At 44.2% G+C, this 20744-nt stretch carries 17 protein-coding genes; 11 read left to right on the forward strand and 6 right to left on the reverse strand.

From position 1 onward, the window contains the following. Positions 1 to 3 precede the first annotated feature (3 nt). On the forward strand, positions 4 to 450 hold the full coding sequence (rimI, locus tag J4N42_RS02735; RefSeq protein ID WP_252029574.1) for a ribosomal protein S18-alanine N-acetyltransferase: 447 nt from the start codon (positions 4 to 6) through the stop codon (positions 448 to 450). A 12-nt stretch (positions 451 to 462) separates the two neighbouring features. On the opposite strand, the gene J4N42_RS02740 is transcribed toward rimI, so the two are convergent. Further along, a complete protein-coding gene (locus J4N42_RS02740) occupies positions 463 to 2523 on the reverse strand; it encodes a putative bifunctional diguanylate cyclase/phosphodiesterase (protein ID WP_252030772.1) in 2061 nt (686 codons plus the stop codon). 221 nt (positions 2524 to 2744) lie between these two features. Between J4N42_RS02740 and prfC the strand changes: the two genes are divergently transcribed. Beyond that, the gene (gene prfC / locus J4N42_RS02745) at positions 2745 to 4331 is read left to right on the forward strand and encodes a peptide chain release factor 3 (protein WP_252029576.1); all 1587 of its coding nucleotides are present in this window, start codon (positions 2745 to 2747) and stop codon (positions 4329 to 4331) included. Positions 4332 to 4396: 65 nt separating this feature from the next. On the opposite strand, the gene J4N42_RS02750 is transcribed toward prfC, so the two are convergent. From J4N42_RS02750 to J4N42_RS02760, 3 genes are all read right to left on the reverse strand, one after another. After that, positions 4397 to 5929 (reverse strand): methyl-accepting chemotaxis protein, encoded by a 1533-nt coding sequence (locus J4N42_RS02750; protein WP_252029578.1) that lies wholly within the window; start codon positions 5927 to 5929, stop codon positions 4397 to 4399. A gap of 364 nt (positions 5930 to 6293) precedes the next feature. Next, a complete protein-coding gene (srmB, locus tag J4N42_RS02755; protein WP_252029580.1) occupies positions 6294 to 7532 on the reverse strand; it encodes an ATP-dependent RNA helicase SrmB in 1239 nt (412 codons plus the stop codon). Positions 7533 to 7621: 89 nt separating this feature from the next. After that, a complete protein-coding gene (locus tag J4N42_RS02760) occupies positions 7622 to 8341 on the reverse strand; it encodes a tRNA1(Val) (adenine(37)-N6)-methyltransferase (protein ID WP_252029582.1) in 720 nt (239 codons plus the stop codon). 305 nt (positions 8342 to 8646) lie between these two features. Here J4N42_RS02760 and brnQ point away from each other — a divergent pair, with 305 nt between their 5' ends. From brnQ to J4N42_RS02785, 6 genes are all read left to right on the forward strand, one after another. Further along, positions 8647 to 9960: a branched-chain amino acid transport system II carrier protein gene (gene brnQ, locus J4N42_RS02765; protein ID WP_252029584.1), complete on the forward strand. Its 1314-nt coding sequence runs from the start codon at positions 8647 to 8649 to the stop codon at positions 9958 to 9960. Positions 9961 to 10110: 150 nt separating this feature from the next. After that, positions 10111 to 11209 (forward strand): peptide chain release factor 2 gene (prfB, locus tag J4N42_RS02770; RefSeq protein WP_252029587.1). Its coding sequence is split into 2 segments (ribosomal slippage): positions 10111 to 10185 and positions 10187 to 11209, totalling 1098 coding nucleotides; the frame shifts between segments, so codons are not numbered across the junction. Positions 11210 to 11260: 51 nt separating this feature from the next. Continuing rightward, positions 11261 to 12778: a lysine--tRNA ligase gene (lysS, locus tag J4N42_RS02775; RefSeq protein ID WP_252029589.1), complete on the forward strand. Its 1518-nt coding sequence runs from the start codon at positions 11261 to 11263 to the stop codon at positions 12776 to 12778. Between the two features lie 263 nt (positions 12779 to 13041). After that, entirely contained in the window at positions 13042 to 14376 is a 1335-nt protein-coding gene (vpsR, locus tag J4N42_RS02780) for a cyclic-di-GMP-binding transcriptional regulator VpsR (RefSeq protein WP_252029591.1), read from the forward strand. Between the two features lie 263 nt (positions 14377 to 14639). After that, positions 14640 to 14762 (forward strand): hypothetical protein, encoded by a 123-nt coding sequence (locus J4N42_RS22610; protein WP_286036660.1) that lies wholly within the window; start codon positions 14640 to 14642, stop codon positions 14760 to 14762. Positions 14763 to 14867: 105 nt separating this feature from the next. After that, a complete protein-coding gene (locus J4N42_RS02785) occupies positions 14868 to 15119 on the forward strand; it encodes a DUF1127 domain-containing protein (protein WP_252029594.1) in 252 nt (83 codons plus the stop codon). Between the two features lie 44 nt (positions 15120 to 15163). Here the strand turns inward: J4N42_RS02785 and J4N42_RS02790 are convergent, their stop codons facing one another. Further along, positions 15164 to 16198: an NADP(H)-dependent aldo-keto reductase gene (locus J4N42_RS02790; RefSeq protein WP_252029595.1), complete on the reverse strand. Its 1035-nt coding sequence runs from the start codon at positions 16196 to 16198 to the stop codon at positions 15164 to 15166. 115 nt (positions 16199 to 16313) lie between these two features. Between J4N42_RS02790 and J4N42_RS02795 the strand changes: the two genes are divergently transcribed. Further along, positions 16314 to 16625 (forward strand): DUF6482 family protein, encoded by a 312-nt coding sequence (locus tag J4N42_RS02795; protein ID WP_252029596.1) that lies wholly within the window; start codon positions 16314 to 16316, stop codon positions 16623 to 16625. Here J4N42_RS02795 and mutH read toward each other — a convergent pair. Next, positions 16622 to 17287 carry a DNA mismatch repair endonuclease MutH gene (mutH, locus tag J4N42_RS02800; RefSeq protein WP_252029597.1) on the reverse strand — a complete coding sequence of 222 codons (666 nt, stop codon included), beginning with the start codon at positions 17285 to 17287 and terminating at the stop codon, positions 16622 to 16624. The genes J4N42_RS02795 and mutH overlap by 4 nt on opposite strands. 670 nt (positions 17288 to 17957) lie before the next feature. Here mutH and rppH point away from each other — a divergent pair. Together rppH and ptsP are read left to right on the forward strand one after the other, a co-directional pair. Then, on the forward strand, positions 17958 to 18476 hold the full coding sequence (gene rppH / locus J4N42_RS02805) for an RNA pyrophosphohydrolase (RefSeq protein WP_252029598.1): 519 nt from the start codon (positions 17958 to 17960) through the stop codon (positions 18474 to 18476). A gap of 2 nt (positions 18477 to 18478) precedes the next feature. Further along, the gene (gene ptsP, locus J4N42_RS02810; protein ID WP_252029600.1) at positions 18479 to 20725 is read left to right on the forward strand and encodes a phosphoenolpyruvate--protein phosphotransferase; all 2247 of its coding nucleotides are present in this window, start codon (positions 18479 to 18481) and stop codon (positions 20723 to 20725) included. Positions 20726 to 20744 lie beyond the last annotated feature (19 nt).

Genomic DNA, 20744 nt, shown 5'->3' on the forward strand with positions numbered 1-20744 from the left:
CCTATGTCCTTCATTTTTACTCCGCTTAGCCAAGCGCATTTGGATGCTGTATGGCAGATCGAAACCGTTGCTCACAGCCATCCTTGGGCTGAGTCGATGATACGCGATGTGCATAGTCGTGGTGCGATGCATTATGTCATGCATCATAACAATGAGTTGGTGGGTTACTTCTACGCTCAGAATATTGTTGGTGAAGTGACGTTGCTGAACATTGCAATAGCGCCTAAACATCAAGGCAAGGGGTTAGGGAGGGCACTATTAGAGCAGTTTCTCACGCTCTGTGAACAGCAAAAGGCTGATAGTGCATGGTTAGAAGTTAGGGAAAGTAATCAGGCGGCATATGGACTTTATGAAGCGTTAGGCTTTAACGAAGTCGATAGACGTCGTAACTATTACCCAAGCGATAATGGCAAAGAAGATGCCATTATCATGAGTTACCTGTTTTTCTAGTTAATGTGTATATTATTTATGGGCGGTTTTGATGTTGCCAATCGGTTCCACTTCTGGGATTTGATATTGGTTGTGAGCAAAGCGGCTATTAAGTTCAGCCGCAGGGAGCGGTTTATCAAATAGATAACCTTGGAACTGATCGCAGCCAAGTTGCTTTAACGCGTGTAACTCATTGGCGTTTTCGACCCCTTCTGCAATTACTTCTAGATTCAATCTTCTTGCCGTCATCACGATGGTATCAACAATCGCCTGGTCGCTTTCGTCCATATGCAGTTGAGTGACAAAAGAGCGATCGATTTTAAGTACGTCAACCGACAAATGCTTGAGGTAGCGCAGTGAAGAGTAGCCTGTACCAAAGTCATCAATCGAAATCTTAAGCTGATGCTCTTTTAAGTTGGCCATCTTTTGAATAGCACTTTCTACATTTTCTAACAGCAGACTTTCAGTAATCTCGAGCTCGATATGCTCTCCAGTAATGTTGAACTGAGATAGAGTTTGAGTGATATGGTCGACGAACGAGTCCTGGGAAAACTGCAATGGACTGATGTTGATTGCGAGACGGCGGAATGTACTTGGGAGTATGCCTTGTTGCTGCCAGTTCGCATATTGATAACAGGCTTGCTCAATGATCCAGTCACCGATTTGCAGAATTTGCCCAGTTTCTTCAGCGATTGGCATGAACACACCTGGTGGTAGCAACCCTTTATCGGGGTGGTTCCAGCGAATCAAGGCTTCGACACCAACAATCTGGTGATGTTCGTTGACCTGAGGTTGGTAATACAGCTCTAGCTGACCTTTGTTAATGGCTTCGTGCAGACCTTTTTCTATTTCTAAGAAAGATTCCACCTGAGCCTGCATTTCAGGTTCATAGAACATGTACTTGTTACGACCTGCGACTTTCGCCCGGTAGAGGGCGGTGTCGGCTTGGCGTAATACATCAATGTTAGTGCTCCCCACCGATGGAAAGATGGCGATACCGACACTCACCGTGCAGTAAAGCTGGTGGTCGTCAATTGAATAAGGGTTCGAAATCAGAGCCAATAGCTGCTTTGCAACGTCGTGTGCTTTATCTGGCTGAAGGTCGGGAAGTAGGATGGCAAATTCGTCACCACCAATTCGAGCGGCAATGTAATCACTATGCAGCCAAGCTTCCATGCGAAGCGCAATGGCTTTTAGTAAGTTATCGCCAATGGTATGACCGAGCGAATCATTAATGGTTTTAAAGCGGTCTAAATCCAGATAAAACAGCACTCCAGAACGATGCTCTTTAATCGCGGTATCGATACTTTGCGCCAACGTATCAAGCAGCAAACTTCGGTTTGCTAGGCCGGTTAAGGAATCGTAGTACGCCAATTGATTGAGCTGGTGTTCGGCTTTTTCACGGTCGGTCCACAAGGTGTGAAACGAGGTCGCCAATTGGCTAAGTTCATCATTTTGTTTTTGCGCTGGAATAGGTAGCGCTTTTTGTTTGTCTTGTAATGAGTGAACCCACTCAATTAGAGTGACTATCGGTTTCGACAGCTTGTAGTAGAAGAAAGCCAATAAGATAGTGGTCAGCAGGATGTTACGGAACAGGTCGAACAGAATAACGCGAGTCGTTTTGGTCAGAAAATCTTGTGCGATGTTATTACCATTAACCGAAAAGCTGAGCAGACCGACGACAACATTGGAGTTGGGTTGGTGAAGCTCTGCTTGATATACGGGCGCAGACGGTGTGAGGTAATTAGACAATACTTGAATGAAAGAGCCCTTAGAATCGATCACTCGTTCTTGTTGAGTCAGAGTGTCGCCAAAGTCATCAATGATCTCGACCTTATAAATGGCGGTGTCCATCATTAAGCTAGACGCCACTTGTTCAGCTAATAGATGATTAAGGTGATAAGCCGCTTGGCTCGCGTTCGAGTAGTTTTGTAATAACTTGAATTGGTAGTGCTCTTCAATGCGATCTTGTTCTTGATGGAGGTCTAGCAGAATATGGTAAAAACTAAAGCAGAGGCCCAGTATCACGGATACTAGGAATACTGTTTTAGCTTGTCTAAATGCGAGAGAGTTTATCTTTTTCGGTCTTTGCATAGTCAGTTTTAGTTCCATCTACTCTCTTAGTTATAGTCCATATTTATTGATATTTTAATTACAAAGCGTTTTATCCTGCCTTTATACCGGATAGCGCTGCTGGCTCAGTTGCTCAAAAGGCAAATATAGGGGAGAATACCGCGCAAAATTGAATCGAATCGCCAGTCGTGACAAATCGTTTTTGTCGACATCTTAACTGGCAACAAGAGAAGACCATTTCCATGTCAAATACATTTACTGGTGAAGTTTCTAAACGTAGAACCTTCGCAATCATTTCGCACCCGGATGCGGGTAAAACCACCATTACTGAAAAAGTATTGTTATTCGGACGCGCTATTCAATCTGCGGGTACCGTAAAAGGTCGTGGTTCTAGCCAGCACGCTAAATCTGACTGGATGGAAATGGAAAAAGAACGTGGTATCTCGGTTACAACCTCTGTGATGCAGTTCCCGTTCAATGATTGCTTGGTGAACCTGTTGGATACTCCGGGACACGAAGACTTCTCGGAAGATACCTACCGTACTCTTACCGCTGTTGACTCATGCCTTATGGTAATCGATGCGGCAAAAGGTGTGGAAGACCGTACGCGTAAATTGATGGAAGTAACACGTTTACGTGACACTCCGATTGTAACGTTCATGAACAAACTTGACCGTGATATCCGTGATCCGATGGAATTGATGGATGAAGTGGAAAGTGAGCTAAACATTGCTTGTGCTCCAGTATCATGGCCGATTGGTTGTGGTAAAGAGTTTAAAGGTGTTTACCACATTCACCGTGATGAAACGATTCTCTACACAACAGGTCAAGGCCACACGATTCAAGAAGAGAAAATCATCAAAGGTCTAGATAACCCTGAGCTAGACGCAGCAGTTGGTGAAGAACTGGCTGAGCAGTTACGCGAAGAGCTAGAACTGGTTCTTGGTGCTTCACATGAATTCGACCAAGAGCTATTCCTACAAGGTGAACTGACGCCGGTATTCTTCGGTACTGCACTAGGTAACTTTGGTGTTGACCACATGCTTGATGGCTTAACAGACTGGGCTCCCGCACCTCAACCACGTAAAGCGAATGAGCGTGAAGTTGAAGCGACGGAAGAAAAGTTCTCTGGCTTCGTGTTTAAGATCCAAGCCAACATGGACCCTAAACACCGTGACCGTATCGCCTTTATGCGTATTGTATCGGGAACCTACAAACAAGGTATGAAGATGAACCATGTTCGTCTTGGTAAGCAGATCAATATCTCTGATGCCGTAACCTTTATGGCGGGTGATCGCTCTCGTGCTGAAAACGCTTATGCCGGTGACATTATCGGTTTGCATAACCACGGTACAATCCAGATCGGTGACACCTTTACTCAAGGTGAGTCGCTGAAGTTCGCTGGTATTCCAAACTTTGCACCTGAACTATTCCGTCGTATTCGCCTGCGTGATCCTCTTAAACAGAAGCAGCTTCTGAAAGGTCTGGTTCAGTTATCTGAAGAAGGTGCGGTTCAGGTGTTCCGTCCTCTACAAAACAACGATCTGATCGTTGGTGCGGTTGGTGTGCTTCAGTTTGATGTGGTCGTCGCTCGCCTTAAATCCGAGTACAACGTAGAAGCTATCTATGAAAGCGTAAACGTTGCAACTGCTCGTTGGGTAGAGTGCGATGATGAGAAGAAACTAGAAGAGTTTAAGCGTAAGAACCAAGCCAATTTAGCGTTGGATGGTGGTGATAACTTATCTTACGTTGCGCCAACAATGGTAAACTTGAACCTAGCGCAAGAGCGTTTCCCTGACGTTCAGTTCCGAGCGACTCGCGAACACTAATATTTTGAATAAATAGCCCCACCCTAATGATTATTGGGGTGGGGCTTTTTTATGTCCAGTGTTTACTAGACGGTTCGATTACCAAAAGAATAGGAAATCCCATTCAAGTTCTCTGCTGACTTCAGCAAACTGTCTGCTAGCTGAGAGACAGTTTTAACTTGAGTGAGATTGGCATTGGATACATCGCTTATCCTTTGGATATTGGCGCTGATTTCTCGCGACACAATACTTTGTTCTTCAGCTGCGGTGGAGTTTTGAATTGCAATATCTGAGATTTCAGTCAGAGCACTCGCCATGAAGCGCACTTTTTGTTCCGACACTTGAGTATCTTCCACACAGTTTTGGCTGACTTTTTCGTTCTCATTCATCCGTGTTTCAAGCTTCCTCAACGTGTTTTGTATACTCACAATCGAGTTTTGAATATGCTCGGTGGCTTGGCCTGTTCGGGTACTAAGCGTTCTGACTTCATCGGCGACAACAGCAAACCCTCGGCCATATTCTCCAGCACGCGCCGCTTCAATTGCGGCATTAAGTGCCAGCAAATTGGTTTGCTCTGATATTGCTTGGATCTCTGTCATGATGCTATTCACTTGCTCAGCTTCAGCGACTAGCTCCGAAGCAATATTGGCGGACTGCTTTACTTCACTGGCCATGCTGTCGACTTGATTACGAGTAACCTCGATGGATTCAATCGCCTGCGTGCATTCCTCACTGGCTTGATTGACTTTATCTGAAGTGAGGACGCTATTTGCAGCGATGTCGCTGATCGTGTTGGTCATTTCTTCAATGGCGACAGAAACAGCAGATATCTCTGCAAACTCATGGTCAATGTTACGTTTTGCTTCACTCGATGCCTCACTCAGTTCATTGGCATTGTTACTGATTGTTTTACTGCTATCGATCAGGCGTCCAAGGATAGTTCTGACTCTTCCTTGTTCAATTTTTAAGTGAAACTCAGAGCTTCTATCCGACTCTTGGCAAAAAATTAGACGTGATAAACTGTCATACTGAAGCGCTAAACCGGATTCCCATTTGCGATGCTGGAACAACTGTTGGTAAAAAAGGGTGCACATCGCAATCGGTGGCAAGAGTGTAAAAAAGGGCGATAAAGTAAAAGCGAGGTAAGTGCTTGCTATGCTAGCTGCACCAACAGCCAATAACTTATGAGGGAAAAAGCGATTGATCGTAGTATCACATTTATTAGCATCAACAAGCTTCTTATAAGCGTGAATCGCTCTGTGCTTGTAAGAGTCGTTGAGCCTTACCCGCACAGATTGGTAGCCTATGACCTGTTGCCCTTGGTAAATAGGGCATACAAAAGCATCAACCCAGTAGTATCGCCCATCTTTAGTGATGTTTTTCACCGCACCACGCCAAACCTGCCCCTGCTTTAAGTGACGCCACATATCGGCAAACGCGAGTTTGGGCATCTCTGGGTGGCGGACAATATTGTGGTGTTGATTAACCAGTTCTTCGAGGCTATAACCGGCTACCTCGCAAAACGCTTGGTTGGCATAAGTGATGCGGCCATCTTTATCAGTGGTGGATATGAGTTCAGCCCCATGAGGGACTTGAATTTCTAGAGCATTGTTATTCATGTCTTTTCCTGACTTTACGTACTCTGCAATCTGGTTGGTTTATGAATTATGAGTCTCTTATTCAGAGAAATGCAGAGGGGCAGAATTGTAATGCGTGAAGTCCCATATCCTATGAGATGCTGTGTAATATTGATGGATATTCATGTGCTACATCACGTTATTGATGTTCACGGTTGTCACCGGCTGTGCTGGTTATGGGCTTTCTGAACAGAACTAAAAATTGATAAAAGAATTTATTTAATAAACTCAATTGGATAGAAAGGCTGTTACGGTGATGGATGGGGAAGCTGCGTTGAGCTATTTAGATGGATTCTAGATGCAAAAAGGGCTGGCGCGAAACACCAGCCCTTTCCATTTTTAGCTGTTACTTTTTCTTCTTCGCTGTTTTCTTTTTACCTTTAACAGCTGTTTTTTTCTTATCGTCTTTCTTCTTGTTCTTTTTCTTAAACACTGGTTTCTTGTGTTTAGGACGAAGCTCTTTGATAAAGCGTTCTTTGATGTCTTCTTTAGTATAACGAGCAACACGATCTAGCATAGGTTGATCGTGCGCTTCTACGAGTGATAGGGCGTTACCTTTTTTACCAGCGCGAGCTGTACGGCCAATACGGTGCAGGTAAACATCAGCCGTGCGTGGCATATCAAAGTTAATCACGTGGCTAACATCAGGTAAGTCGATACCACGAGCAGCGACATCCGTTGCCAGTAAGACGTTGACACTACCATCACGGAATCGTGCAATCGCGTTGTTACGGCGGTCTTGCGGCATTTCGCCTTGAATCCATGCACAAGGGATTTGAGCTTTTTCAAGCTCTACGCGCAAATCGGCCAAACGCTCACGCGTTTTGAGGAAGATGATAGAGCGCTCTGCTTGCTCAGTGATGATGACTTTCAACAGAGCTAACTTGTGTTCCATGTCGTCTGCACGGTGATACCACTGTGTGATTTTTTTACGCTCGCGGCGTGAAGGTTCAGCATCAATTTCAGCCGGCTCTTTTAAAAGATCAGCAGTGAAACCTTCAACGCCACGACCTTCTAATGTTGCAGAGAATAGTAGAGTTTGCTTACGCCAACGACACTCAGCCGATAAACGGTCAACCGTTGGGCCAAAGCCCATGTCTAGCATGCGATCCGCTTCATCTAAGATCAGCCATTCAATTGCGCGGCAATCAAATCGTTCTGCTTCGATGTATTCCATTAAACGGCCAGGTGTTGCAACCACGATATCTTGGGTTGTAGCTAGGATATCTGCGTGCTCTTGATACTGAACACCACCGGTAATGGTGAAAATATTAAGCTTAGTGTTTTTTGCTAATGCACGTGCTTGGTCTGCTACCTGCATTGCTAATTCACGCGTTGGAGTTAGGATCAACACGCGAGCAGGGCCTGCTTTCTTACGTGGAAAGTCTTGCAAATATTGCAGGGCAGGGATAACAAACGCAGCAGTTTTGCCTGTCCCTGTCGGTGCAGAAGCAAGAATGTCTTTCCCGTCTAGTGCTTGTGGGATTGCTTCTGCTTGGATTTGGGTTGGGCGATCAAAGCCCATCTCTTCTATGGCTTCAAGAAGATTTTGGTCAAGTTCAAGGTCAGCAAAAGTTCTGATCACAGTGGTTCTCCACAAGCCTGTAGGCATTTAAGGGCAAAATTAAGGTCGCACATTATAGAGCGTTCGGTGATAAGGATCACATGTTATTTCTACATCTTTAAATAAAAGTCTTTGGTAAGAGAAATAAACTCGTCGCTATAACCTTGCGGGGTATGAATCGTTAGCTTGCTTACGTTGCATTCGATGGGGTGTAAGCTCAGCTCAAATAGTAATCGATGTGCGGCTTTTTTTATAGATGGCTTTACAATGCATTTTCGGCTGATGTACCAGCCTGATTGTTCGGCGAACTGAAGCATTTGCTCTCCCTCAAAGGTGGGTAAAATAAAGCTCGCTCGGCCGTTAGGCTGCAGTAATGTTTGGCAACGCTTGAGTAAATCATGGTGGTTCAAAGTATCTGTATGTCTGGCGGTGGCTCGAGGTTTACTCTCGGCTTGCTCGCCGCTATTAAAGTACGGGGGGTTGCAGATAATGTGTGAGAAAGTACGCTCAAATCTATGACTAAGTACGTCTGTATGCAGCACTTCGATATTGTGTCGCCACGGTGATTGCTCGGCATTCTGCTTTGCTGCTTGGTAGGCATTTTGTTCTATATCTACGGCAACAACCGACAGCCTTGGATTACGCTGCAAACACATCAGGGATAGCAATCCCGTTCCTGTGCCTATATCAAGTAACGTTTCAGCACCATCTATTCCACTCCAAGCACCGAGCAGGACGCCATCGGTACTGACTGGCATTCCAGATTGCCCGCCATGAATTGAAAATTGTTTAAATTTGAAGTCTTTAGTCGTGTTTTTAGATTCTTTCATGATTATTTGTTAATCAACTTATTTATAGTGCCTGTCACTAATGTTTACGCGGTTTTTAGATTAATGTTCTAATTTGTTTATGAGATGTATCCATTTTGTTTGGTTATAAATTCTGGTCTTTATATAAATACCAGTGCTATTCACTGCTTTCTATTCCTCATCCTGAATTTATATGGTGTTTTTTCCTTAATGGTTGCGAATTGTTAGTGATTTCGTCATCATCCGCTCGAGTTTACATGCTAATTGCACAGATTTTGCAAACTAGCGCACACAACATTTTTAAAAAATTATTATAAGGGTTAGCTGTGAAGCAGACTTTAAAATTAACAGACATTATCGCAGTAGGCTTTATGCTATTTGCGTTTTTCTTAGGGGCGGGCAACATTATTTTCCCACCTCTAGCAGGGCAGCTGGCTGGTGAAAGCCTGATTCCAGCGATGACAGGTTTCTTGTTAACAGCAGTAGGTCTTCCTCTTATTACTATTGTTGCTATTGCTGTAGCAGGTGGCTCATGGGAGCACTTAACTAAAGATCTGCCTAAGCGTGCAGCGATGATCATGGCCGTATTGATCTTCATTATCATAGGCCCTGCGTTTGCTGCGCCTCGTACCGGGTTGGTTGCTTACGAAATGGCAGTTAAGCCATTTTTCGTTGATGCGGCGCAATCCCATTTAACGATTTTCTCAATTGCATTCTTTGCTATCGCGATGTTCTTTGCTTGGTCACAAGGCAAGTTGATTGATGTGATCGGTAAAGTCCTGACCCCAGTTCTATTTGTTGGTCTAATTGTACTGGCCTTGGCCGTTTTTATTGATCCACAAGGGGAAGTGTTAGCTGCGCACGGTGAATACTTAACACACCCATTGCAAAAAGGTTTCCTAGAAGGTTACAACACCATGGATACCTTTGGTTCATTGATGTTTGGTGTATTGATTGTGGATGCATTGCGTAAAAAAGGCATCACTGAACAAAGTGCTACGTCGAAGTACCTCATTGCTGCTGGCTGTATTGCGGCGGCAGGCCTGACTTTTGTTTACGTATCTCTTTTCTACTTGGGCGCAACTAGTGCATCTGTTGCTGCTGGTGCTGACAATGGTGGTGTTGTGCTGAGCTTGTACGTGCAGTCACTGTTTGGCCCATATGGTCAAATTGTGTTGTCGGTGATTGTGTTGCTTGCGTGTTTGACGACTGCAATTGGCCTGATCTCAGCGTGTTCTGATTACTTCTGTTCATTGACTCCGCTTTCTTACAAGCAATGGGTTGTGATCAACGGTATTGCGTGTGCGACGGTTGCTAATGTTGGCCTATCTCAGTTAATTGCATTATCGGTTCCTGTGCTGTTTGCTCTGTACCCAGTTGCGATTGCATTGGTTGCACTGACCTTTATTCGCTCTAAATTACCGAACCCTCAGGCAGCGTACCGAGTGGTGATTTTAGTTGCACTAATGTTTGCGTTAATTGATGCGGCTAAAGTCGCGGGTATCGATGTATCTGCTTTCAACATGTTACCTCTATTTGAAATCGGAATGGGGTGGTTATTACCAACGGCAGCAGCGATGATTTGTATGTGCTTTATAGGCAGCCGTCAAAATGAAGAGCTAACTGAAGAAACGGTTTAACTTTTCTCGTTTATCGCAGATGACAAAAAGGCTGGTGGAAACACTAGCCTTTTTTCATTTCCCGATTTGAGCCTATTTTTTTTCTGTATCTTCGTCACAATTTTGAGTAGAATTCTGCGGTTAAATTCTATTCATAAATGTTGAGCAAACATGTTTGAAATCAATCCTATTAAAAACCGTCTGCAGGATGTGTCTGAGCGCACAAATATCCTGAGGGGGTATCTTTGACTATGACGCTAAGAAAGAGCGTCTAGAAGAAGTCAACGCAGAACTAGAACAGCCAGATGTATGGAATGAACCTGAACGTGCACAAGCACTGGGTAAAGAACGTGCATCTCTGGAAGCGGTAGTAGAAACCATCGACTTACTTGACCAAGGTGTTGAAGATGTAGATGGCTTACTAGAGCTGGCGGTAGAAGAAGAAGACCAAGAGACTTTTGAGGAAATTGAACCAGAACTCGCTGAGCTAGAAGCAAAGCTTGAGAAGCTGGAATTTCGTCGTATGTTCTCGGGTGATCACGATGCTTCAGATTGCTATATCGACCTACAATCAGGTTCCGGTGGTACAGAAGCACAAGATTGGACTTCAATGATGCTGCGCATGTACTTGCGTTGGGCTGAAGCGAAAGGCTTTAAGACCGAAGTAATTGAAGTATCTGAGGGAGAGGTGGCTGGCTTGAAGGGCGCAACTGTGCGCATCTCTGGCGAGTATGCTTACGGTTGGCTACGCACGGAAACGGGTGTACACCGCTTAGTTCGTAAGTCTCCATTTGACTCAAGCGGTCGTCGTCATACTTCGTTTGCATCTGCGTTTATCTACCCAGAGATTGATGACAACATTGATATCGACATTAACCCTTCCGACCTACGTATTGACGTATACCGTGCATCTGGTGCAGGTGGTCAGCACGTAAACACCACGGAATCGGCGGTTCGTATTACTCACGTTCCAACCAACACAGTGGTTCAATGTCAGAATGACCGTTCTCAGCATAAGAACAAAGACCAAGCGATGAAGCAGCTTCGTGCAAAACTGTTTGAATTAGAGATTCAAAAACAGAATGCAGAGAAGCAAGCCAATGAAGATGCGAAATCTGACATCGGTTGGGGTAGCCAAATCCGCTCTTACGTACTTGATGACTCGCGCATTAAAGACCTACGTACTGGCGTAGAAAACCGCAATACTCAAGCGGTTCTTGATGGCGACCTAGACAAATTTATCGAAGCTAGCCTGAAATCAGGTCTGTAAGCTTTTCACCGAAAAAACACTCGTTACTAACGAAAACAGGATACATCGAAAATGACTGATGCTGTTCAAAACGAAAACGCACAAGAAGAGAATAAGCTAATTGCTGAGCGCCGCGCTAAACTGGATCATATCCGTAAGAGCTGCAAAGCAAACGGCCACCCAAATGACTTCCGTCGTGAGCACCTAGCTGGCGACCTTCAAGCGGAATTCGGTGAAAAGACGAAGGAAGAGCTAGAAGAGCTAAACCACGTTGTTGCAATCGCTGGCCGTGTAATGGCTAAGCGTGGTCCATTCCTAGCTATCCAAGAAACATCTGGCCGTATCCAAGCATATGCAGCGAAAGATGTTCAAAAAGAGCTGAAAGAGAAATACCAAGGCCTAGATATCGGTGACATCATCGGTGTTAAAGGTGCACTTCACAAGTCAGGTAAAGGTGACCTTTACGTGAACATGGAGTCTTACGAGCTGCTAACTAAAGCACTTCGTCCACTTCCAGAGAAGTTCCACGGTCTGACTGACCAAGAGATGCGTTACCGTCAGCGTTACGTTGACCTAATCGTGAACCAAGATTCACGTGAAGCGTTCATCATCCGTTCTAAGCTTGTATCGGCAATCCGTAACTTCATGAGCTCAAAAGGCTATCTAGAAGTGGAAACGCCAATGATGCACGTGATCCCAGGTGGTGCAACGGCTCGTCCATTCATTACTCACCACAATGCGCTAGATATCGACATGTACCTACGTGTTGCACCTGAGCTTTACCTGAAGCGTCTAGTAGTGGGTGGTTTTGACCGCGTATTCGAGATCAACCGTAACTTCCGTAACGAAGGCCTATCGCCACGTCACAACCCAGAATTCACAATGATGGAATTCTACCAAGCGTACTCTGACTACAAAGATCTAATGGATCTAACAGAAGAGATGCTCAGTACAGTAGCAATGGATGTTCTTGGTTCAACATCTATGCCTTATGGTGATGAGACTGTAGAGTTTGGTGGTAAGTACGCGCGTCTAAGCATGTTCGATGCTATCAAGCAGTACAACCCTGATCACGCTGAAATTCAAGCTCTAACAGAAGCAGATCTACAAGATCGTGAGAAGATGGTAGCAATCGCGAAGTCTGTACACGTTGAAGTTGAGTCTTTCTGGACATGTGGTCAGCTTCTTGAAGAGATCTTTGGTGAAACAGCTGAGCCTCAGCTAATTCAACCAACTTTCATCACTGGTTACCCAGCAGACATCTCTCCTCTAGCTCGCCGTAGCGATGACAACCCGTTCTTCACAGACCGTTTTGAGTTCTTTATCGGTGGTCGTGAAGTTGCAAACGGCTTCTCAGAGCTTAACGATGCACAAGACCAAGACGAGCGTTTCAAAGCGCAAGTTAATGCTAAAGATGCAGGCGATGATGAAGCAATGTACTACGATGCAGACTACATCACAGCACTTGAACACGGCTTACCACCAACAGCAGGTCAAGGTATCGGTATCGACCGCCTAGCAATGCTGTTTACTAACACGCACACAATCCGTGACGTGATTCTGTTCCCGGCAATGCGTCCTCAACAGTAATCTTCAGTCATTGAATTTAAGGAAGCCACCTATATTAAGGTGGCTTCTTTTTATTTGAACGTACGCAAAACTGAATACTTCGATTTATTACATTTACGTTGTGAATCCTGATCGACTTATTGACTAGAAATATTAGTAATGGCTAACTAGTCTTAAATGTGAGACAGATTATCTGTCCAAGTCTCGATAATGTAACGCTCAGCGGTATGTGCGAAACATTGCACTGCATATAGATAAGATTTGTCAGTATAAGGAACATATAAATGGGCACTCAATTCCGTATGGATTCTGTCCCTGGTTCACTAGTCGTTGTGGGTGGGACGTACGAACCTTGGCTTTCAGTATTAGAGCAGGTTGGCTGGCGTTGTACCCAATGTGCCGATTTACGTAAAGCAGATGCTCTATTTACTGAAACAGGACCCTGCATTGGTATCGTTGATCTCAGCCATGATGAGTTTAGCTTGAACGGTATCGCCAATTTAGTCAGCAATCACAAGCAAGTGCGCTGGCTTGCTTTTATTCGAGAATCTCAACTGAGCTCGGATACTATTTGCCAGTTCATCGTTAACTTTTGTATTGATTTTTTCACTGCGCCAATACCCGATGCCCAGCTGCTGAGCACGATTGGTCACCAACTCGGCATGCTTAAGCTCGAAAAGAAAGTATGGCCTAACTATGGTGAAAATAACGACATGGGGCTCATTGGTGATTCTATTCCAATGAAACGCCTACGTGACCAAATCAAACGCATCGGGCCGACAGACGTGAGTATTCTTATCTATGGAGAAAGTGGTACTGGCAAAGAAACGGTAGCACGAGCAGTGCACAAAACCTCGGCTCGTGCTCAGAAAGAGTTTATTTCGGTAAATTGCCGAGCGATGTCTGAGCGAAGAATTGAGTGTGACTTGTTTGGGATTGATCGAGAAGATGATACGCAAGTATCGATGCTTGAAAGAGCTGATGGTGGCACTATCTTGCTCAACGACATTCTCACTTTACCAAAATCGCAGCAGCTCAATTTATTGCGCTTCTTACAAGAAGGCACGGTAGATACAGTGGATGGACGCAAGGAAGTGGATGTCAGAATCCTTGCGGCCAACTCATCAGATATTGAAAAAGCATTAATTGATGGTGACTTCAACGAGGAGCTATACCACTACATTAACGTGCTACGTATTAACGTACCAAGTATCAAGGAACGGGCTGGAGATATCTCTGTATTGGCGCGTCACTTCTTGCAGGAATACTCAAAAGAATTTAATGCGCAAGCACGTAGCTTTACTGAAGAAGCTATCCGTGAACTCACTCGTTACCACTGGCCAGGCAATGTTCGCGAGTTGATGAATCAAATTAAGCGTATTGTGCTGATGTCAGACAATGTGATGATTGAAGAACACCAGCTCGATTTACCTAAACGCAGTGATGGACGACGCAGCCTTAAAAGTATTCGTGAGCGAAGCGAACGTGACGCCTTGTTGTTAGTATTAGAGTCTCATTCTGGGCAGGTATCGATGGCAGCCAAAGAACTGGGTGTATCACGTGCAACAATGTATCGTTTATTGAACAAGCATAACTTGATCAGCGAACATGCAATGTAACTATTTGAGTATATAGATAAAAAGGCTAAGCACTTAGGCGCTTAGCTTTTTTGTTTTAATGCAATGTGTTGGTTATTCAATATAACCCAGATGAATATGTTATTTCATTGTGAGAGGTAAGGTTAATTCTAGGTGAAAAAATTGTTTTTTCTTTTTGCGCAAATTAGCGGTTGATTTATAACCTTGATTGCATAGAATTTAACCGTGAGCAACAGCTCCACATTTCAAAATTTACCGGATTAATTATTAGCTAGGAGGCACAAATGAAACATTTAAATGTTACCGCAACTGTTTGTGCTTCTATGGATTGGACCATGTCTGATACGGCCAAGTCTATTCGCGTCACCAGCTTTGGTACCGATCGTAAATCTAGCTCAAAACAATAGTTAATCCGTAACCTTTTAGGCTGCGGAAAATGGCAGCCTAACGGGAATCTATCTACTTCTTCTACCTGTCATTTTCCCCAGTCACATACAAACTGGAGAAATATCATGAGTCATTCTGTATACCTAAAATTAGCAACACTGCTAGTACGTGCTGATCTACGTCGTGAAGAGCGTGAATGGAAACGAAAATTGCGCCGTAGTGCTTACGCAATTCCTTGGGAAAACACCCATCTACTAAAAGACATCGGCTTAGAAAGTGATGGTCGTCCGATTGGAGTAAGTGAACCTGACGCAGTCAAAGCTGAGCGCCGTGTACGTCATCTTCGTCGAGTACTCAGTACGCGAATACTGACGTAGTAAAACGGGCTAGCGGCAGGAGGCGCTAGCCCGTAATCATATTGTTAAGGACAAGGGTTGGAGTAAGTGGTACCAACCTCTTGTAAGTCCTGCATTAGCTCATCTGTTAGCACCACATCTAAACTATCGATATTGGACTTGAGCTGCTCCATCGTCGTAGCACCAATAATATTTGAAGCCACAAAAGGTCTTTGGTTGACAAACGCAAGTGCCATTTGCGCGGGGTCGAGTCCATGCTTATTCGCTACATCTACATAAGCTTGAGTTGCTTTAATTCCTTGTGGAGTAAAGTAACGTGAGAAGCGTTCGAACAATGAACAGCGAGCACCTTCTGGACGAGCTCCATCCAAGTATTTACCGCTCAAACAACCAAAGGCGAGAGGCGAGTATGCAAGTAACTGAACCCCTTCATAATGACTAATTTCTGATAAGCCGACTTCAAAACTTCGGTTCAACAGATTGTATGGGTTTTGGATAGAAACAATCCGTGGAAGCTCATGTTTTTCAGCTAGTTTCAGTAAGCTCATTACGCCCCAAGGTGTTTCATTGGATACACCGATGTAACGAATCTTACCGGCGTTTACCAACTCGTTGAGCGCCTCGAGTGTTTCCACTAGTGGGACGTCACCTTGTTCATCTGGATAAGGGTAATTGAGTTGACCGAAGCAGTTGGTTTGACGTTGAGGCCAATGAAGCTGGTACAAGTCGATGTAGTCGGTATTCAGTCGCGTCAAGCTATCATCGATTGCTTGATGAATATTACGTCTGTCTAAACTCATGTTATCGCGAATATACGGCACGTTTCTTGGGCCCGCGACTTTAGTTGCGATAACGACTTTTTCGCGTTTGCCTGACTGTTTTAGCCAGTTTCCAATATAACTTTCTGTCGCACCTTGTGTGTCTTTTTTCGGCGGGACGGGGTACATCTCAGCAGTGTCTATGAAATTTACTCCGCGCTCTACAGCGTAGTCCAACTGATTAAATGCATCGCTTTGTGTATTTTGTTCCCCATAAGTCATGGTACCAAGGCAAATTTTACTGACTTCTAATGTGGAATAAGGCAACTTGTTGTATTGCATTGCACTTCCTTTTATTGGTTGTTTTCAAACCAATATGCCAGCAATAGTGGAATAGGCATAGCCCCCATTCGCAAAAGTTGAGTCTTTGACTAAACTTTTCTAGACGGAGGTGTTTATGCAAAAAAGACAATTAGATAAATGGATTCATGGGGTACATAAAGAAACTTATCAGCCACCGAAAGTTTTTGTGATTGGCTGTTCGGATCTTTCGCAGTATCTCATTGCAGTGGAATACAAGCATAAACTTGAGCCGGTCAAGTTGAATGATGAACCGATGCACTTTGGCTCGTTAGAATTAGTCAAAGAGGAGCTCTTAAAGTTAGGAGTAGAAAAGGCGTATCTACGCCTCCATAATGCTTATGATGAGTGTGGCAGCGAAGCGTACCAACCTTATTGTGACATCGAAATGTCATTGGTAACCCACTAAACGAAATGCGATTGTAGGATATTAGCCGTAAATTGCGTTCTTAAGTAGAAGCCACGTGGTAAGGTTTTGATCAACTTACCGCTGGCTCCATAAGCGTCGGTTAATGCTCTGCTGTTCGCCGCTTTAGGGCGCAGTTGCAGCATTTCACCGTGCCTCGCAGTGATCTTTTCTACTTGGCCAAGAACAATCATTTCCATTAATTCTTCCCAGTCCTGTTTTAACTGCTTTTCTTCATGTTCTGAAGGAGACCAAATTAAGGGTGAACCAACACGTCTATCCGCTAAAGGAATTTCACGTTCCCCTTCCACTGGTACCCACAATACACGCGACAACTTGTTACGTACGTGGCTCTGTTCCCACGTTAAACCGTGAACGCCAACGAGTGGGGCAACACAAACAAAGGTTGTTTCTAGCGGTTTGCCGGTGTAACTAATTGGAATACTCTTTAACTCAATGCCAAGTTGTTCGAAGTCTTGCTGAGGCTTGCTGCCCGCAATAGCACCTAAGTGCCATTCGAGTAATTGTCCAACCCAGCCTTTGTCTCTAGTGAGATCTTTAGGCACATCCATTTCGGCTTCTTCAGCCAAATCTACAAAGCTCACCCCAGCAATTGCTCTCGCGCGTTCGAACAATTCTGATTCTGACTGAGGTTCTGGTTTCATCGGGTCTGTGGCTCTTAGTAAAAAAGTAATTCTAACAAAATGTGAGGAGGTAGCGGTATACCCAATCATTTTAATTGCTTGCATGAGGAGACGGAGGCGCTGATTTGAGATGCTGACTTTATGATCGTTTTGAGTAAAAGATCATCATGCAATCACTTATCCACAGCTTGATCAGAAGTGATGTCTTGCTTAGTTTCTACTGGGTAAAAAAACAGGGGTTTATCGGCGTTAAACTGCTTGAAAATTCTGGTTATTATCAAATTTGAAACTAAGAGTGTGGATAAAAACCGCTTTGGATGATCTTTGACCGATCTGTGTTTTGGATGTTTTTATTGACGCTCTATGCGGGGTGTGAAAAATTAAATTTAACTAACATTATGTTTTTAATGGTTAAAATTATTATTTTATTTCATGTTTGTAGATCGGTTTTGTATCAACCTAGGATCTTTGATCTGTTTTCTTCCAATTCTTCACACAGTTATTCACAGAAAAGGTGAATAAATGTGGTCAATGTCTCATTGTGGTGTTGATAAGTGTTAACTTGGATAAAACTTATCCTTGCGGGCTGTTGTTACCAATAAATCACGTGCTAATCACACTAGTAAGTTTGCTCCTATTGGGGATATGTGGAAAAATCACTGTAATTAAAGATTTTATTTGAGGTTGGCCAGTGATAGATGGCGATGGTTACCGCTTAAATGTGGGAATTGTAATCTGTAACAACCATGGTCAGGTCTTCTGGGCTAAACGATACGGACAACACTCTTGGCAATTTCCTCAAGGGGGAATTGATGAAGGAGAATCTGCCGAGCAAGCGATGTATCGGGAGTTGTATGAAGAGGTTGGTCTTACTAAAAAAGACGTAAAGATCGTAGCAACAAGTCGTCATTGGTTAAGGTACAAATTACCCAAACGATTAGTACGCTGGGATTCAAAACCCGTCTGTATCGGGCAAAAACAGAAATGGTTTCTACTGAAGCTCGATTGTGATGAGTCACGAATTAATATGCAGTTAGGTAGTACCCCTGAGTTTGATGGTTGGCGCTGGGTAAGTTATTGGTACCCAGTTAGACAGGTCGTGTCCTTCAAGCGCGATGTTTATCGTCGTGCGATGAAAGAATTTGCGACGATGGCAATGCCGTTTAGAGAACGAAAAATCAAGGGCAAACGCAAACACCGAAGAGGGTAGACATGCTTTCTCAACTAAGGGAAATAGTTGAACAAGTTTCCAAAGTAGATGACGTATACCAAGCGTTAGAAGTTTTGGTTAAGCATACATGTAGTGCAATGCATACAGAGTGTTGCACTATCTACCTTGCCAATGAAGAAATGCACCGTTTGGAGTTGATGGCTACACAGGGCCTCAAGTTCAAAGGGGACAAAATACACATTCGCTTTAGCGAGGGCTTGGTTGGTTTAGTCAAACGCAGCGCCGAGCCGATCAATGTTGCTGAAGCATCAAAGCATCCTAACTTTAAACTCTTTCCTGAACTTGGTGAGCAGGTTTACCAAAGCTTCTTAGGGACTCCCATCATTCATCGTAAGCAAGTCTTAGGTGTTTTAGTTGTTCAGCAAAAAACGCCACGCTTGTTTGATGAAATGGAAGAATCATTTTTGGTGACATTAGCGGCGCAGTTGGCCGTTATTATTGCTCACGCGCAAACTCAAGGGCATTGGAAGTTATCCAAGAAACAACAAGCGATCAAAGGTATCCCTGCGTCTTCAGGCGTCGCAATTGGTGAATTGTGGTGGGATGACACACAGCCTCAACTATCTGATGTTTACCCTGCATCTGCTCTTAATGTCGATCAGGAGCAAGAATGGTTGTTGCTTGCGATTGAGGAAGCGTTGAGTGACTTCCGCCGTATGCGTAAGAAGCTTGATCGAGAGATAAACAAGGATGCCTTGGCGATTTTTGACCTCTTTACGCACTTGCTTAACGATCCGATGTTGCGAAAAGATCTTAAAGAGCAAATTCAAAAAGGGGACCGAGCGGATTGGGCGTTGCGACAGGTTGTTGAAACCTATGCGAGCCGATTTGCCAAAATGTCGGACGTCTATTTGCGTGAACGAGCCCATGACATCAAAGAACTCGGTCAGCGACTGCTTTACTTTCTCCACAATACTGAGAACGAACAACAGCAATTAGACAAGCCAGTAATTTTAGTGGTTCGTGAGTTAACGGCATCAATATTAGCTTCGATGCCAAAAGACAAGTTGCTCGCAGTTATTGCACTTGAAGGTGCTGCAAACTCGCATGCAGCGATTTTGTCGAGGGCGTTAGGTATTCCCGCCGTAATGGGGCTAAGTCTGAACCTCAAGGATATCAACGGTAAGCAGGGCATCGTTGATGGTTACAGCGGTAAAGTATTGGTTTCTCCGACCAAGCAAATATTGAAAGAGTATCGTGCGCTGGTCAATGAAGAGCGTGAGCTTGCTTCTATGGTTAGCGAGGGCGCTGATAGGCCAGCAATGACCAAGGATAATCACCGTGTAGAGGTGATGCTCAATGCGGGGTTAAGTGCCGATACCAACATTGCCATTAACCAAGGGGTTGATGGAGTAGGGTTGTACCGAACTGAAATATCATTCCTGCTACAGCACAGGTTCCCTTCAGAAGAAGAGCAAGTTCAACAGTATCAAAGCGTACTCAAGTCTTACCCAAATAAGCGAGTGGTAATGCGTACTCTTGATGTAGGAGGGGATAAAGCTCTGCCTTACTTGCCTATTGAAGAAGACAATCCATTCCTGGGCTGGCGTGGTATCCGTTTTACCTTGGATCATCCTGATATTTTCTTGATGCAGATCCGTGCGATGATGAAAGCAAGCGCGGAACAGCAAAACTTGAGTATCTTGTTGCCAATGATTGCCAGTACTCAGGAATTGGATGATGCGTTATCACTGATAAACCAAGCATACAATGAAGTGTCTCTGCTTGATGAACGCATTAAAATGCCAGAAGTCGGTATCATGGTTGAAGTACCTTCCATGCTGTACTTATTGCCATTGATTGCTGATAAAATTGATTTCGTTTCAGTTGGTAGTAACGACCTTACTCAGTACTTACTTGCTGTGGATCGTAACAATGCTCGAGTAGCGGATGTGTACGAATCCATGCACCCTGCTGTCATAATGGCGTTAAAGCAGATCCATGATACCTGTCAAACCCTCAATCTCCCTGTCTGCGTATGTGGTGAGCTAGCGGGTGATCCTATTGGTAGCTTGCTGCTTGTAGGACTGGGTTATCGAAGCTTAAGTATGAACACGTCTAATGTTGCTAAAGTGAAGTACCTCCTGCGTCACTCTAGCAGTGAAGAACTCGAGATGTTTGCTAACAAAGCTCTGATACAACCATATGGACAAAATATTTATACTATGATGCTGAAACATTTCGAGCAGAAAGGTTTTGCAGGCTTTGTTCGTGCTGGTAAGAAGTAATTAACCGATAGGGAAAAGA

This window comes from Vibrio sp. SCSIO 43135 (genome assembly GCF_023716665.1).
In the GTDB taxonomy this organism is placed as follows: domain Bacteria; phylum Pseudomonadota; class Gammaproteobacteria; order Enterobacterales; family Vibrionaceae; genus Vibrio; species Vibrio paucivorans.